At 49.4% G+C, this 16,115-nt stretch carries 10 protein-coding genes; all 10 read left to right on the forward strand.

Translation table 11 applies throughout. From position 1 onward, the window contains the following. The first annotated feature begins 2 nt into the window (after nucleotides 1-2). The 10 genes from G8759_RS04615 to G8759_RS04660 all read left to right on the forward strand — a co-directional run bounded on the left by G8759_RS04615 (nucleotide 3) and on the right by G8759_RS04660 (nucleotide 15,934). Entirely contained in the window at nucleotides 3-1,544 is a 1,542-nt protein-coding gene (locus tag G8759_RS04615) for an alpha-N-arabinofuranosidase (RefSeq protein WP_167205654.1), read from the forward strand. Nucleotides 1,545-1,637: 93 nt separating this feature from the next. Next, nucleotides 1,638-2,336, forward strand: a complete 699-nt coding sequence (locus G8759_RS04620) for an L-ribulose-5-phosphate 4-epimerase (RefSeq protein ID WP_167205656.1) — start codon at nucleotides 1,638-1,640, stop codon at nucleotides 2,334-2,336. Nucleotides 2,337-2,413: 77 nt separating this feature from the next. After that, on the forward strand, nucleotides 2,414-4,069 hold the full coding sequence (locus G8759_RS04625) for a sodium/sugar symporter (RefSeq protein ID WP_167205658.1): 1,656 nt from the start codon (nucleotides 2,414-2,416) through the stop codon (nucleotides 4,067-4,069). 86 nt (nucleotides 4,070-4,155) lie between these two features. Continuing rightward, complete coding sequence (locus tag G8759_RS04630) at nucleotides 4,156-5,319, forward strand: aldose epimerase family protein (protein ID WP_167205660.1); 1,164 nt, start codon at nucleotides 4,156-4,158, stop codon at nucleotides 5,317-5,319. Between the two features lie 637 nt (nucleotides 5,320-5,956). Then, a complete protein-coding gene (locus G8759_RS04635) occupies nucleotides 5,957-6,595 on the forward strand; it encodes an RNA polymerase sigma factor (protein ID WP_167205662.1) in 639 nt (212 codons plus the stop codon). A gap of 68 nt (nucleotides 6,596-6,663) precedes the next feature. Further along, nucleotides 6,664-7,785 carry a FecR family protein gene (locus tag G8759_RS04640; protein WP_167205664.1) on the forward strand — a complete coding sequence of 374 codons (1,122 nt, stop codon included), beginning with the start codon at nucleotides 6,664-6,666 and terminating at the stop codon, nucleotides 7,783-7,785. Between the two features lie 130 nt (nucleotides 7,786-7,915). Continuing rightward, nucleotides 7,916-11,317, forward strand: a complete 3,402-nt coding sequence (locus G8759_RS04645; protein ID WP_232074129.1) for a TonB-dependent receptor — start codon at nucleotides 7,916-7,918, stop codon at nucleotides 11,315-11,317. Nucleotides 11,318-11,330: 13 nt separating this feature from the next. Further along, complete coding sequence (locus G8759_RS04650) at nucleotides 11,331-12,839, forward strand: RagB/SusD family nutrient uptake outer membrane protein (RefSeq protein WP_167205666.1); 1,509 nt, start codon at nucleotides 11,331-11,333, stop codon at nucleotides 12,837-12,839. 66 nt (nucleotides 12,840-12,905) lie between these two features. Next, nucleotides 12,906-13,544, forward strand: a complete 639-nt coding sequence (locus G8759_RS04655) for a 3-keto-disaccharide hydrolase (RefSeq protein WP_167205668.1) — start codon at nucleotides 12,906-12,908, stop codon at nucleotides 13,542-13,544. Nucleotides 13,545-13,639: 95 nt separating this feature from the next. Beyond that, nucleotides 13,640-15,934, forward strand: a complete 2,295-nt coding sequence (locus G8759_RS04660) for a DUF7133 domain-containing protein (protein ID WP_167205670.1) — start codon at nucleotides 13,640-13,642, stop codon at nucleotides 15,932-15,934. Nucleotides 15,935-16,115 lie beyond the last annotated feature (181 nt).

Here is a 16,115-nt window from a genome sequence, read left to right on the forward strand (position 1 = left end):
CTATGAAAAAAACTATCCTACCCCTTACTTTTGCCTGCCTGAGTCTTACTGCCATGGCTCAGAATAAAGTGACGCTTCATGCCGATGAAGGCAAGCACATCATCAGTCGGCATATCTATGGTCATTTTGCCGAGCACCTCGGTCGCTGCATTTACGATGGCTTTTATGTAGGCGAAAACAATGCTAAAATTCCCAATAAAAATGGGGTTCGGCTGGATGTTGTCGCTGCGCTGAAAAAGCTTAAAATACCGAATCTACGCTGGCCGGGCGGCTGTTTTGCCGATACCTACCACTGGAAAGATGGGATCGGGCCAAAAGCAAAACGCCCCAAAATTGTCAATACCTGGTGGGGCGGGGTCACGGAAGACAATAGCTTCGGAACGCACGATTTCCTGAATATGTGTGAACTGCTGGGTACAGAACCTTATCTGGCCGGTAACGTCGGCAGTGGTACGGTGCAGGACCTGACCGAGTGGGTACAGTACGTGAACTTCGAGAAGAATAGCCCCATGTCGAATCTGCGTCAGCAGAATGGCCGCGATAAACCCTGGAATGTACGGTACTGGGGCGTTGGAAACGAAGCCTGGGGTTGCGGAGGAAACATGAAGCCCGACTACTATGCGAACATTTACCGGCAGTACAGCACATTCATGAACCCGAAAGTGGGAAATGAGAAAATTTTTCGGATTGCTTCGGGAGCCAGCGATAACGATTACAACTGGACCGAAACGCTCATGAAAAACATTCCCGGTAACATGATGGAAGGGCTGGCCATGCACCACTATTCGGTACTGTCGTGGGGCGAAGGCAAAAAAGGATCGGCTACGCAGTTTACGGATCAGGAGTATTTCAAAACCATGCAACAGGCGTTGCTGATGGACGAGCTGATCGAAAAACACTCGGCAGTCATGGATAAATACGATCCGGAGAAAAAAATAGCGCTCATCGTCGACGAGTGGGGCGGCTGGTACAATGTTGAGCCGGGTACAAATCCTGGCTTCTTATACCAGCAGAATACCATGCGCGATGCCGTTCTGGCCGGTGCGACGCTCAACATTTTTCATAAACACTGCGAACGCGTGCGGATGGCCAATCTGGCTCAGGCGATCAATGTATTGCAGGCGGTAATTCTGACAAAAGGCGATAAGGTACTACTGACGCCGACCTATCACGTACTGGAAATGTATAACGTACACCAGGATGCGACAATGTTGCCGGTTACTGTAAAATCCGATGATTTTACGCTCGATAAAGATAAACTGCCTGCCGTGTCCGTCTCTGCTTCCCGCGACAAAGCGGGTAAAATTCATGTATCGCTCGTAAACATCGATCCGACGAAGCCGCAGGAAATTTCGGTTGATCTGAAAGGTCTGAAAGCTACTGGCGTAACGGGGCGTATCCTGACTTCCGCCAATGTCCACGACCACAACACGTTCGAGAATCTGACCAAAGTAAAGCCCGTAGCGTTCAACGGTGCTAAACTGAATGGCGACAATCTGACCGTAAGTCTGCCACCCGTATCCGTAGTCGTAGTAGAACTTTAATAAGCGAAAGGAAGAAATGTAAATGAGTGCAAAGCTTTCAGATCACTCATTCACCATTCGCTCTTTCACTCATTTATTATTCACTCATTAACCATGTATCAGTCCTTAAAAGAAGAATGTTACGAGGCCAACATGCAGCTGCCAAAGCTGGGCCTGGTGTTGTTTACGTTTGGTAACGTCAGTGCAGTTGACCGTGATCGTGGCTTATTTGCCATTAAACCGAGCGGAGTGCCCTATGAAAAACTCCAGCCCAACGATATCGTTATCTGCGATTATGATGCAAAGATTGTGGAGGGATCTATGCGACCGTCGTCGGATACCAAAACCCACGCGCTGCTCTACAAAACCTGGGATAAAATCGGTGGTATTTCGCATACGCACAGTACCTATGCCGTTGCGTGGTCGCAGGCGGGTCTGGACATTCCGATTTTTGGAACGACCCATGCCGACCATACGCATCAGGACATTCCGTGTGCTCCGGCACTAACCGACGAAATGATCCAGGGCGATTATGAGCACGAAACGGGGCACCAGATTTTTAATTGCTTTACCGATAAGGGTTTGGTATACAGCGAAATGGAGATGGTTCTTTTGCAGAACCACGGGCCATTTACTTGGGGAAAGACCGCCCAGAAAGCTGTCTATAATTCGGCTGTGCTCGAAGAATTAGCCAAAATGGCTTATCTGACTCTCCAGATCAATCCCAATACACCTCGCATTAAAGACACGCTTCGGCTGAAGCATTACGAGCGAAAACACGGTACGAATGCCTATTATGGGCAGGGATGTTAAGCCATTTTCCTAGTCATTTCTCTTGTGCTGATAACCCCGACCCATCGGAACCAGGCATAGCAAAATTCTAAACCAACATGAAACTCGGACTCGAAACCGTCGATTACGTTATCTTCCTGGTCTATTTCATTATCGTAGCCACCTACGGTTATTGGGTATACAAGCACAAAGGCAAGCAAACCGCCGACTCGAAGGACTTTTTCCTGGCCGAAGGGTCGCTGACGTGGTGGGCGATTGGAGCGTCCATCATTGCCTCGAATATTTCGGCCGAGCAATTTATTGGAATGAGTGGGCAGGCTTTTCAGTTAGGGCTGGCTATTTCGGTCTATGAACTGGTTGGGGGCTTATCGCTGGTGATCATCGCCATTTATTTTTTGCCGATGTACATCAACAACAAGATTTATACCATGCCGCAGTTTTTGCAGATGCGCTACGACAAGCGGCTCGCAACCATTATGGCGGTATTCTGGCTGTTTCTCTACATTCTGGTCAACCTGACGTCCATTATTTATCTGGGAGCACTGAGTCTGGAGAAGATGACGGGCTTCGATTTCATGGCCTGTGCCGTATTTCTGACGGTTTTTGCTGTTTTCATTACTCTGGGTGGTATGAAAGTGATCGGGTATACCGATGTTATTCAGGTGGTTTGTCTGGTTGTGGGCGGACTGGCAACGACCTATCTGGCCCTGAGTTTGCTATCCGATAAAGTCGGAACGGGCGAAGGGGTTTTTGAAGGATTAAGCCTGATCCGCCAGAAGGCAGATCACCACCTGCATATGGTTTTCCAGAAAGGTACGTATTTTGTTCACGACGGACGTGGGGGCAAAATAGATGCCTATAACCAGCTTCCCGGCCTGATGATGTTTCTGATTGGCGGTCAGTGGATTGTCAATTTCAACTACTTTGGCTGCAATCAATACATGATCCAGCGGGCTTTGGGGGCCGATCTGAGTACCGCCCGCAACGGTGTTTTATTTGCGGCCTTCCTGAAACTGATGATGCCATTCATTGTGGTTCTGCCGGGTTTGGCGGCCTATGTACTCTTTCAGGAAAATGCCGATGCGGCTATCGTACAGGGCATTACCGATAACAACATTGTCAAACCTGACAACGCCTATCCTGTATTGCTCAATATCCTGCCGACGGGTCTGAAGGGGCTCTCCTTTGCTGCGCTGACGGCGGCTATTGTCGCGTCGCTCGCCGGAAAGGCAAACAGTATCTCAACGATTTATATGCTTGATATCCATAAGAAGTATATAAATCCGAATATCAGCGAAAAACAGACGGTCTGGCTGGGTCGGGTGGCCATTGTGGTGTCGTTTATCATTGCCCTGATCATTAGCCCGTTCCTGAAAAACTTCGGACAGGGTTTTGAGTACATTCAGGAGTATACAGGATTTATTTCACCGGGTATTCTGTGCATCTTCCTGCTGGGGATGTTCTGGAAACGGGCCACCGCGAATGGGGCGCTGGCTGCTGCGGTGCTCAGCATACCGCTATCGACTTTGTTTAAATATCAACTACCCGATATGCCGTTCCTGAACCGTATGGGTACTGTATTCTGGATTTGTGTGGCCGTTCATGTCACAATAAGCCTGATCGAATCGAAGGGCCAATCGAATCCGAAGGCCTTTGTTGTCAACAGCAACTGGTTTAAAACGACAGCATCATTTCGGTTGGGGGCAATAGCTGTTTGTGCATTATTAGCGCTGGTATACGTTATATTCTGGTAGCTACTGGTCTTTAGCAAGGAGTATGATGCAGAGAGACAATATGGCTCTGCATTATGCCTCTGCGTCCTAAATCCCCTCGATCATTCATGAAAATCTTAATTCAACTAGTAGCTGTTGCCCTGCTAACGGGCTGTTTCCTGATGACCTCCTGTTCTTCTACTACGAAAAAAACAACTGACGAGAGCCAGAAAGCCGGTATTGAAAAAGCAGCCTTTGGTCAATTGCCCGGTGGGCAGACCGCTGATCTGTACACGCTCCGCAACGCAGCCGGTATGACGGCCCAGATCACTAACTATGGCGGCATTGTGGTGTCGTTATTGGCGCCCGATAAGGCTGGAAAATTTGAGGAGGTTACCTTACGATTTGATTCACTGGCGACGTACGTAAAAGGAAATCCGTTCTTTGGCGCACTGGTCGGACGATATGGCAACCGGATCGCCAAGGGCAAATTTACGCTTGACGGAAAGCCTTATTCCCTGCTTGTCAATAACATGGGTAATCATCTGCACGGTGGTAAAGTTGGGTTCGATAAAGTGCTTTGGGCAGCTACGCCCGTAGATGGCGAGGAGCCCGCACTCAAGCTGGCCTATACATCAAAAGATGGCGAAGAAGGTTATCCCGGAAATTTAGCCGTTGAGGTTACCTATACACTGACAAAAGACAACGCGCTGAAGATCGATTATCAGGCAACAACCGATAAACCAACCGTCGTTAACCTAACGAATCACACGTATTTTAACCTGACCGGTGGCCCCAAACGCGACATTCTTGATCATGTAGTAACGCTGAATGCCGACCGGTATCTACCCGTCGATAAAACCATGATTCCAACCGGCGAATTGAAGCCGGTTGCGGGTACAGCGTTCGATTTTACTAAACCCCAGGTAATTGGCGCACGCATCAATGATTCGAGCGATGTGCAGATTAAATATGGGAAAGGCTACGACCATTGCTGGATAATAAACGGCCCGAGCGATTCATTGCGACTGGCAGCTACCGTCTATGAACCAACCAGTGGTCGGGTTATGGAAGTCCTTACTACGGAGCCTGCTGTGCAATTTTATACCAGTAATAACATGAGTGGTAAAGCGATAGGACCAGGCGGTATTGTCTATAAAAAGCGCGATGCCCTATGCCTGGAAACCCAGCATTACCCCGATTCGCCGAATCAGCCGTCTTTCCCGACCACTGTTCTCCGACCGGGCCAAACGTATAAGACAACCACCGAATATCGATTCTCTACGAAATAAAGTACATACCAGCGTGAGCCATTCCGAATGTTGAACTAAGGCAAAATCCATCATCAACACCCAGGAGATGGCCATGCGCAATCTGTAGATCGGCACCGAAATGATTCGGTGCCGATGTTTGTTTAGGGGACCCATCGTTTTGAAAAAGTAAGATCGTTGTTTACATCAGTTGCATCAGCATCCCTCCGCGGAAATGCTCAATCACATTGGTTTTCCGGGAGGCTTTTGATAACACCCACATCATGAATACAATGATTTTTGAATTAGCTGCTTTCAGGCCTGTTAGGGTGTGTAAAGGACTGGATGCTTAACGAACACGGATGGGACAGGTGATAAGAGCGTCATTTAAACCTTCCCACTGAAAAGAAGGACGCTGGTAGAACTTAAACAAGACATGAATGGAATACGGTATAGGCAGTGTATTCCATTCATGTCTTGTTTAAGAATTCTGAAGATATAGGCAAAAGCGAAGCTATTCGTCTAATGAAACCACACTTTACCATATAGAATTCTGGCTCTACAATTTATTTGTATAATACTGAGTATTATTTGAATTATCTCCCCTATTAACGAGTGAAAACACTTTCGTCCGGACGTACCTGACTAGTTATCGAATCGCTCTTAATGGGAAGAGATCATGCTGAAACTCAATATAAGCCAGCAAGCCCAAAATACGTGGGAGAAAACGGACGAAACTCTGCTCTGGCAGCAGTTCAGGGAAGGCCGGCAGGATGCTTTTCAGGGACTGGTGCAGCACTTTTACCGCGAGCTTCACTTCTACGGGGGCCGCTTCACCCGCGATTCTGATTTGCTGAAAGACTGTCTGCAAGACCTGTTTCTGGATTTGTGGACTTACAGGCACAAGATTGTGCAAACGTCCTATATTCGGCCTTATCTCTACAAATCCCTACGGCGAAAAATCTACCGGGAAGTGATGCGCCATTCGACCATTGTCAGTGATGACAGTGTCCCGTTCGATGATGTATGTTCTGAAGAAATTACCGCCGAACAAGCCCTGATTCGCACTGAACTGTCTGAATATCAAACAGCCCGCTTAAACGCACTCTTGGCAACTCTGTCTGATCGACAGCGGGAAGCCATTCACCTGAAGTTCTACGCCGAATTATCGAACGATGAAATCGCTGATGTACTGGCGGTTAACAAACAATCGGTAGCGAATCTCCTACATCGTGGGTTAACCCGTTTACGGGAAAGCTGGCCATCCTTGCTGGCATTGGTCGGAAGCTGGTTATTGAACGCGTGGTTTCCTAAATAACCCTGCTACTGAGTATTGTCCAACAAAACGCCCCTATTAACGAACGAGATGGTTGACTCTCATACGCTATGAACACGTATCAACACTATACCGTCGAGGATTTTCTGACCGATAACTGGTTTCTGGCCTGGGTAAAACATGATCAACCCGACGCCCGGCAGTTTTGGGAGGAATGGCAAAAGCAGAATCCTGCCCGGCGACATACGCTGCTGCTGGCTAAAGACATGGCCGAAGCCCTCAAAAATCGCCCGCATACCTTATCTGTTGAGCAGGAGTTTCTGGAAGTGGAACGGATTGTTAAACTGACCCGCCATGTACCAACGCCCTCACGCTGGGTTGTGCTAAAGGCATCGTTGAGCCAGTATCGCTGGTTGGCTGCGGCTCTGATATTCATGATTCTGGGTGCGGGTTGGTGGGTTAGTCAACATCGGTCGCCGGTAAGGCAACTGGCCCAAACGGAGCGGTTCTCCGGTCAGGAAAATCGCTCAAGCGAACAGTGGTTTAATCAGGTCAATGGCACCTCTCAACCGGTAGTTTTAGCCCTACCCGACGGGAGCCAGATGACACTGATGGCGCATAGCCAGGCATCGTATCCGCGCTCGTTCGATGCCGATAAACGGGAGGTTTATCTGAAAGGCGATGCCGTGTTCTCGGTTGTTCACGAAGGAAAACGGCCTTTTCTGGTTTATAGTGGCACCCTGGTTACCCGCGTACTGGGCACACGATTCCGCGTTCAGGCGCGCCCTGGTGAAACCCACATGCGGGTGTCGGTTATATCCGGCAAAGTATCGGTCATGGATCAAAAAGCCTGGGCGGCTTCCCGAACGTCGAGCCGTAACCCTGTGTCGGGCGTGGTATTAACGGCCAATCAACAGGTAACCTACGATCCGGGCCAGCATAGCTATCAGAAAGAATTAGTACCCAGACCGATGGTTATTGTTTCCGTAGCCGAAAGTCCGGAAACGTTCAATTTCGACGATGTAGCCGCTACAAACGTTTTCGACCGATTAAAAAAAGCCTATGGTGTAGAAATCATCTATGATGCTTCGGCCCTGCGGCATTGCACCCTGACGGCCTCACTGGCGGGTGTCTCGCTGTATGATCAGCTTCAATTGCTGTGCGCATCCATTGGCGCATCGTATGAAGTAGTCGATACGCGCATCATCATTACGAGCAAAGGCTGCTCCTGAACCCAGTTTAAAAAATCCCGCTATGCTGCGAACATAGCGGGGGTATTTGACCGATCGGGCGGCAATTTCGGGCCACCGCCGATCGGTGTAGCTACTCCTTTGCCCGGAATAACTAAACCTACCACAAGTTATGTACAAGTTTACAAACCACGAAACGATTCGGATGCTTATGCGAATTTCGCTACTCCAATTGTTGCTTACGGTTGCGCTGGCGAATGGGGCGCTGGCAGCTAAGGGTCAGGAGCTTCTGGAGCAACGGATCAGCCTTCGGCTGGATAATAACACGATACGGCAGGCCCTGCTGACGCTGGAAAAAACCGCCCATGTCAAGTTCGTGTATAGTCGGCAGATTGTCCAGATCGACCGGAAGGTTTCTTTGTCGGCCTCAGAGGAAAAACTGGCCATTGTGCTCGAACGGCTGTTGAAGCCACTGCAACTTCGGTATGTGGTTACGGGTAGCCAGATTGCCATTGTACGTGGACCAACAACAGAGGACGTTGGCGATCTGGACCCCGCTCCTTATTCAGCGTCCGCTGAGTATGCCGACCTAACCATCACCGGGGTTGTCACCAGCGAAACGGGTGAAGGATTGCCGGGTGTAAGCGTCGTACTCAAAGGCACTACGCGCGGCACCACCACCGATGCGTCTGGCAACTACAAGCTTGTCGTTCCCGATGATCCGGGTGGCAGGGCGACTACAACGCTGGTTTTCTCATTTGTTGGCTACAGCAATCAGGAAGTGCTGGTTGGCAACCGTACCACAGTGGATGTGCAACTGGTTCCCGACCTGAAATCGCTGAATGAAGTGGTTGTGGTTGGTTATGGTACGCAGCAAAAAGAAGATATCACCGGTGCCATTGCCATTGCTTCAGCAAAAGAACTCAAAGACCCGCCTGTAGCGCAGGTTGCGCAAATGCTACAGGGTAAACTGGTCGGTGTCCGTATTGACCAGGTGAGCGGCCGGCCTGGCGAGGGAATGAATATCAAAGTTCGGGGTTCGGTTTCGATTACTGCTGGTGCTAATCCACTGTATGTTGTCGATGGAATGCCGATTACCGGTGATATCAATTCGATCAATCCGGCCGAAATTGAAAGCATCAGCGTGTTGAAAGACGCGGCTTCCTCATCGCTCTACGGATCGCGGGCAGGGAATGGGGTCGTACTGATTCAGACGAAAACGGCTAAAGCGGGCAAAACACAAATCGACTTTAGCTCGTACTATGGCTTTGAAACGATTCCCAACGCCCGGAAGCTGAAAATGATGAACGCAGAGGAGTATGCTCAGTTTCAGAAGGAAATTGCCGAATCGAATGGCAGAGCCGTGAATCCGGCTTTCCAGAATCCGGCGCAATACGCCGGAAAAGGCACCAACTGGTTTGATGTTGTTACCCGAACCGCGCCGGTTCAGAGTTATAATCTCAGCCTTCGTTCCGGCGCGAAAAACTTCCTTACCTCCGTTACCGGTGGCTATTTTAAAGAAGACGGGGTAGTGATTGGAACGGGTTTTCAACGGCTTTCGCTGCGGATAAATACCCTGTTTACGCCCAGCGATAAAATCAAAATTGGTTTCAATCTGGCGCCTAACTATTCCTATAATACCAATTTTGCAACCGATGGCGGGCCGTATGGCACCGAAAATATCATATCCGGAGCGCTGGCAACGAGTCCATTGGCCAGTCCTTACAATGCCGATGGGAGTCTGGCGCTGACCGCTTCTGATCCAGCTTCATTTGGCAACCCAAACTGGCTACGGGTTGCCCAGGAAAAAGTGTATAAGAACAAAACGCAGGGGCTGCTTTCGAACGCCTACGTTGAATACGAGATCATAAAAGGCTTAAAGGCCAAAACAACGGCTAATATTCAGCTAAGCAACAACAACATATTCCAGTTTAACCCGTCTACCATAGGCGTTTTGTTCACTCCTCCGCCCCGCATTCCGAGTGGCTCCGATAATACGACCCGGATGTACAACTGGGTGAATGAGAATTCACTAACGTATCAGAACGAATTTAACGGTCATAATATCGATGGGCTGGTCGATTTCACCGCTCAGCAGTTTCGGAGCGAGAACAACCTGATCACGGCAACCAATTACACCGATGATAAAGTGCAGGCAGTTAGTGCAGCCGGGCGAGCCGTTGTTACCAGCGATGTACAGAAATGGGCCTTGCTGTCGTTCCTGGCCCGACTGAATTACAATTATAAAAGTAAATACCTCTTCACGGCATCGATTCGTCGTGATGGTTCGTCGCGTTTTGGGCCCAACAATCGCTGGGGCAATTTCCCGTCGGCTTCGGTGGGCTGGATTGTTTCAAAAGAGAATTTCTGGCGCGTAACGCCTGTTTCCTTTTTAAAGCTGCGGGCTAGCTACGGTATCACGGGTAACTTCGAGATTGGTAACTACTCCTTCCGATCGACGGTTGGACCGGTTTACTACGACTTCGGCAATACACTTTTTCAGGGTAGAGCTGCCAACAATCTGGGCGATAATAACCTGGGTTGGGAGCGAAAAAAGCAGTTTAATATAGGGGCTGATGTGTATCTGTTGAACGATCGGATTCAGTTGACGTATAATTATTACCGTACCACCTCCAGCGACCTGCTCTATAACGTTTCGGTTCCCGTGTCGTCGGGGTTTAGTAGCATACAGACTAACATTGGTGAGCTGAAATTCTGGGGTCATGAAATTGGTCTTAGCACCACCAATATCCGTAATAGCCGGTTCACCTGGACGACTACCCTCAATCTTTCTTTCGACCGAAATCGGGTAGAAAAACTATCGACCGAAAAAACCAGTGCGATTTACCAGGGTATGGTCAATTATGGTTTCTATAGCCACGTATCGCAGGTTGGGTCGCCCGTTGGGTTGTTCTACGGAGCTGTCTGGGATGGCGTTTATAAAAATCAGCAGGATTTTGACAATTCGCCCAAATACACTGACTCACAAATAGGAACCATCAAGTTCAGGGATCTCAATGGCGATGGCAAGATTACGTTTCCGGAAGATTATACCACAACCGGATCGCCCTGGCCCAAATTTATCTTTGGCCTGACTAATCAACTCAATTTCAGAAATTTTGATCTGGGTCTGACAATTACGGGGAATTATGGAAACCAGATTCTGGCTCATTACGAAAACTGGCTCACCAATCTCGATGGTCCGTTTAACGTGCTGGAAGAAGTAAAAGATCGCTGGAAATCACCCACCGATCCCGGTGCTGGCAAATACGGCAGTGTGCAACAGGGAACTACTTACCTGGAACGCGACCGCTGGAGTACCCGCTACCTTAAAGACGGCAGCTTTCTGTCGTTCAAGAACATCACCCTGGGCTATACCCTTCCGCTAAAAATAAAGACCATCCGTAGCCTGCGGGTATACAGCAGCATCCAGAATGCCTGGCTCATTACCAGGTATCCGGGAAATCCAGAAGTGAACACGCGAAACGTATCCAGCGGTAGTTCGCCGGGTGTTGATGAAGGATCGTACCCCGTTCCCCGCACGGTCAGTTTCGGAGTAAATATTGGTTTTTAAATAAGGATTCGTCATGAAAATCAAACTCATAGCCTTAAGTGTCCTGTTTTTTTCGCTAAGCGCCTGCCGTGACTTTCTGGATGTTATTCCAGAAACGTCGTTGACGTCCGATAGTTTCTACAAGTCGCAGGCAGACTTTGAACAGGCAGTCGGAGGTATTTACGCTCCCCTCCAGGGGATTTACAATCAGGATTGGATTCTGAACGAGATGCGTTCCGACAATACGTTCTTTATTTATAATGTTGCCCAGCGTGGCGGAAAGCCACAGGAAGACCCTGCAACGTTTACGATTGAAACAAACAACACCTATACGGCGGGCAAGTGGACGAATTGTTATCTGATTATAGCCCGGGCGAATCAGATACTAAAAACAATTGATGCCGCCAGTTTCGATGAAGCTGTCAAATCGAACCTGAAAGGACAGGCACTTTTTTTACGGGCTTTTGCGTATTTCGATCTGGTAAAGAACTTCGGCGGTGTTCCGCTATTTCTGGAACCAGCTACGGGCTATAAAGATACCTTTAAAGCAAGGGCAGAAGCCACCGATGTCTATAAGCAGCTAATTATCGATGCCGCAGCAGCGGCCAAACTCTTACCCGCCAAAGCCTCGGCTCCAGGGCGGGCTACGTCGGGGGCCGCTTACACACTCCTTGCCGACGCCTATATCAATCAAAAATCATGGGCCGATGCCGAAACCGCCCTGAAAACAGTGACAATGCTTGGGTACAAACTCTTGCCCAGCTATGCGGATATTTTTAAACCGACCAACAAAGGCAACAGCGAGCTAATTTTCGATGTGCAATACGCCGAGGGAACATCGCAGGCAATCTATAACGCACTGCCTTATCTGTTTATCCCCATCCTGGCAGACCCGTCGATCCTCACGGGTGTAAAACCGGCAACGCAACAGAATTACGGCGGTTACAATGTGCCAACGCCCGATTTACTGAAGGTATATGAAGATACGCTTAAAGACCAGCGGTTTTCGGCGTCCATCGGCTTCTATACGGGCCCCTCACCCCTGATCGGAATAACGTCGTATAACCGTACACCATACATCAAAAAATACCTGCATCCACACGCTGTTTATGGGCAAACGGCTGACAATGGACCGATCTACCGGTATGCCGAAGTACTGTTAATGCTGGCTGAAGCCACTAACGAGCAAGGCCGGCAGGCAGATGCTGCTGGCTATCTGAATCAGGTTCGGGCGCGGGCGGGCCTGCCGCCGTTGGTCCCTGGTAGTCAGGCTGATATGCGGGCCAGTATTCTGAAGGAACGTCAGATCGAGCTGGCTTTTGAGAATAAACGCTGGCACGATCTGGTACGAAGCGGACTGGCTGTTCAGGTAATGACCGCCAAAGCTGCTAAAATCAAAGCTAATCCGCAGGCCTATTACTATCCGGCGGGTAGCGCACCCATCGCCACCGCTTTTAACATTACGGACCGGGATCTGCTTTACCCGATTCCGGTGAGTGAAATCATTACCAATCCTGACCTGAAACAGAATCCAGGGTATTGACTAGAGTGAATCCGTATCACGTTTGGGTAAAGGGTGATACGGGTTCTGATCATTTCGTTTACACGTATGAAAACTTTTCTGTTTGTTTCCGCGATTGCTACCCTGTTTCTCGTGGGCTTTTTGCCTGTTCCTGCCAAAAAAAATGTTTCCCTTTTTGATGGCAAAACCTTTCGGGGTTGGGAAGGCGACACCGTAAACACCTGGCGAATCGAGAATGGTGCCATTGCCGCCGGACAACCCGGCCATATGGTACCACACAACGATTTTTTGTGCACCACCCGCAGCTACGCCAACTTTGCGATGCGGCTAAAAGTCAGACTGACGGGCACAAAAGGATTTGTCAACGCGGGTATACAGTTTCGCAGCAAACGGCTCACGAACCCACCCTACGAAATGATTGGCTATCAGGCCGATTGGGGTCCTAAATACTGGGGGAGCCTGTACGATGAATCGCGCCGGAAGGTAACGCTGGTTCAACCCGATTCTGTCCAACTTGCTAAGTGGGTGAAAATTGACGACTGGAATACATACGAAATTCGGGCCGAAAATCGCCGTATTCGCTTGTACGTCAATGGTCATCAAACCGTCGAGTATACCGAGTCGGACGAAACCATTCCGCAATCGGGGCTAATTGGCCTGCAGATTCACGGGGCTGGCATAACGCAGGTTGCCTATAAAGAGATTACGCTCGACGAACTTCCTTAATATCTTCGACAGGATTTGTGGTGTCAGCTGCTCACAGCTGACACCACAAATCCTGCCCCAAAAACTACGCCTACAACCTTGACCACTAGAATAGTATGAAACGTAATTTCTGGATTGCTGCCAGTAGTCTTCTCATTTCCGTATTGTGCCTTTCTGCTGCCCGGTATTCGGATCGAATCAATGACAATTCGCAGGAAGACCCGTTCGAAACGCCCCGTACGGTTAGCCAGACCCCATCGACCGTTCCGCTTTCTCCGCAGGAAAGCATGAAAACGTTCCGGCTACCCAAAGGCTATCACCTTGAACTGGTTGCCAGTGAGCCGATGATTTCGGAGCCTGTGGCTCTGGCCTGGGATGGCAACGCCCGCTTATATGTGGCGCAGATGGAAACCTACATGCAAACCGTACTGGCCACGGGCCAAAGTCAGCCTCGAAGCCGGATCATACTTCTGGAAGATACCAATGGAGACGGCAAAATGGACAAGCGTTCGGTGTTTATCGATCATTTATTGATGCCTCGCGCCATTCTGACCGTTGGCCATGAGTTACTGGTCAACGAAACGGATTCCTACGACATTTATGCCTATCGGGACACCAACGGCGACGGCAAAGCCGATAAAAAAAGACCCGTGTTTCAGAGTAAACGGAAAGCGTTTGGCAACGTAGAACACCAGCGTAGTGGTCTGGACTGGAATCTGGATAACTGGGTTTATGAAACCATCGATCCGATTCGCTATCGGTACAAAAATGGTGTGTTGAAAGCCGATACACTGCCGAATGCCGCTGGTCAATGGGGACTGACTCATGACGATTACGGACGGGTATTTTTCAGCCGGGCAGCTGCCGGCATTGCGGCTTCGGGCTTCCAGATCAACCCAGCCTATGGTCAGCTTGATTTTCCGGATGCCTTTGAGGAAGGCTTTAACCATGTCTGGTCGGCAATCAAAACGCCCGATGTGAACGGTGGCCCAAAAACTCTTCGTCCTGATAGTACTATGGCCGATTTTACCTCCATCTGCGGACAGTCCGTTTTTCGGGGAGACCGGTTAACAAACAGTATTTTCGGTGATTATATTGTGGCTGAACCCGTTGCCAGAGTTATTCGACGGGCTAATATTCAGAACAAAGACGGGAAAGTTCTGCTGTCTAATGTCTATCATCAGGACGAATTCATCTCATCGAGCGATATGAATTTTCGGCCCATCAACACCTATACAGGGCCGGATGGGTGTCTGTATATCGTGGATATGTACCGGGGCATCATTCAGGAGTCGACCTGGGCTCAGCCGGGCAGTTATCTCTACGACCAGATCATGACCAAAAGGCTGGACAAGAACGTACAACGGGGGCGGATTTATCGCCTGGTCTACGATGGCCTGAAGCCCGGCCCAGCGCCCAGCCTATTGAGCGACCCGACCCGAAAACTGATCACCTATCTGGCTCATCCGAATGGTTGGTGGCGAGACAATGCCCAGAAAGAAATCATTGTCCGAAACGACAAATCTGTGGTCGCATTGCTCAAGCAAATTGCCCTGGGCGAAAAAGGCCCATTAGCCGCACAGCCAACGACCATTACCCGAATGCATGCACTTTGGACACTGGAAGGCCTGGATGCCATTGACAAACCGATCATCCTGGCCACATTGAACGATCCTGTGCAGGAGGTGCGAAAAACGGCCGTATGGCTCAGTGAACCCTGGCTCAAAAAGAATGATAGTCAACTGCTCGATAAACTGGAGTCGCTAAAAAACGACGAGAGCTACGATGTACTTTCTCAACTGGTGTTATCACTTTCGTATAGCAAAGCCGATCAAGCAAAAGCTATTGTGCAATCCGTTCTGACCGGGCATGCAGACAATACCGTACTAACTGGCATTGAGCGTACGTTAAAAAAAGCGGAAGAGACCCGAAAAATCGGCAGCAGCCGGCTGGCAGCGTTGAACCCGGCCGATCGGCAACTGGTGCGGGAAGGCGCTCAGATTTTTACGGCACTCTGTGCTACCTGTCACGGATCGCAGGGGCAGGGAACCCCAACGAAAATTGCTCCCCATCTGGCTGGAAAATTCAAATTACTGGAAAATCGCGACGAAGTGATCAAGATCCTGCTTCAGGGCTTGACTGGCCCTGTTGAAGGTGTTACCTACCATGAGCTAATGCCACCCATGGGCACCAACAGTGATGAATGGATTGCATCGGTCCTTACCTATGTTCGGTTGGAGTTGGGCATGCAGAGCTTCCCGGAAATGTCATCGGGCTATATGAACAACTTCGTGTTGGTGAAACCGGAGCAGGTCAAAAAAATCCGGGAGCAAACGGCCAATCGAACCAAACCCTGGACCTGGGATGAGTTGATCAAAGAACGCGATCTGTTGCGGCAGAGCAGGAAGTGAGGACTTGCCATCTTTTGCTCTGCTTCTACTGAATACGGGGCTTTTTCGTCAAACACATGTCTCTAAGTCACAATCAAATTGATGTTTATCTCAAATCTGCCTAAGAAAAATCTCTAGTCAAATGTAGCAAGTCCAGGGTAGTTTGTTGCGAATTAGGACTTATTGGGTAACAATCTGTATT

Origin of the sequence: Spirosoma aureum, assembly GCF_011604685.1 — a bacterium.
GTDB classification, from domain to species: domain Bacteria; phylum Bacteroidota; class Bacteroidia; order Cytophagales; family Spirosomataceae; genus Spirosoma; species Spirosoma aureum.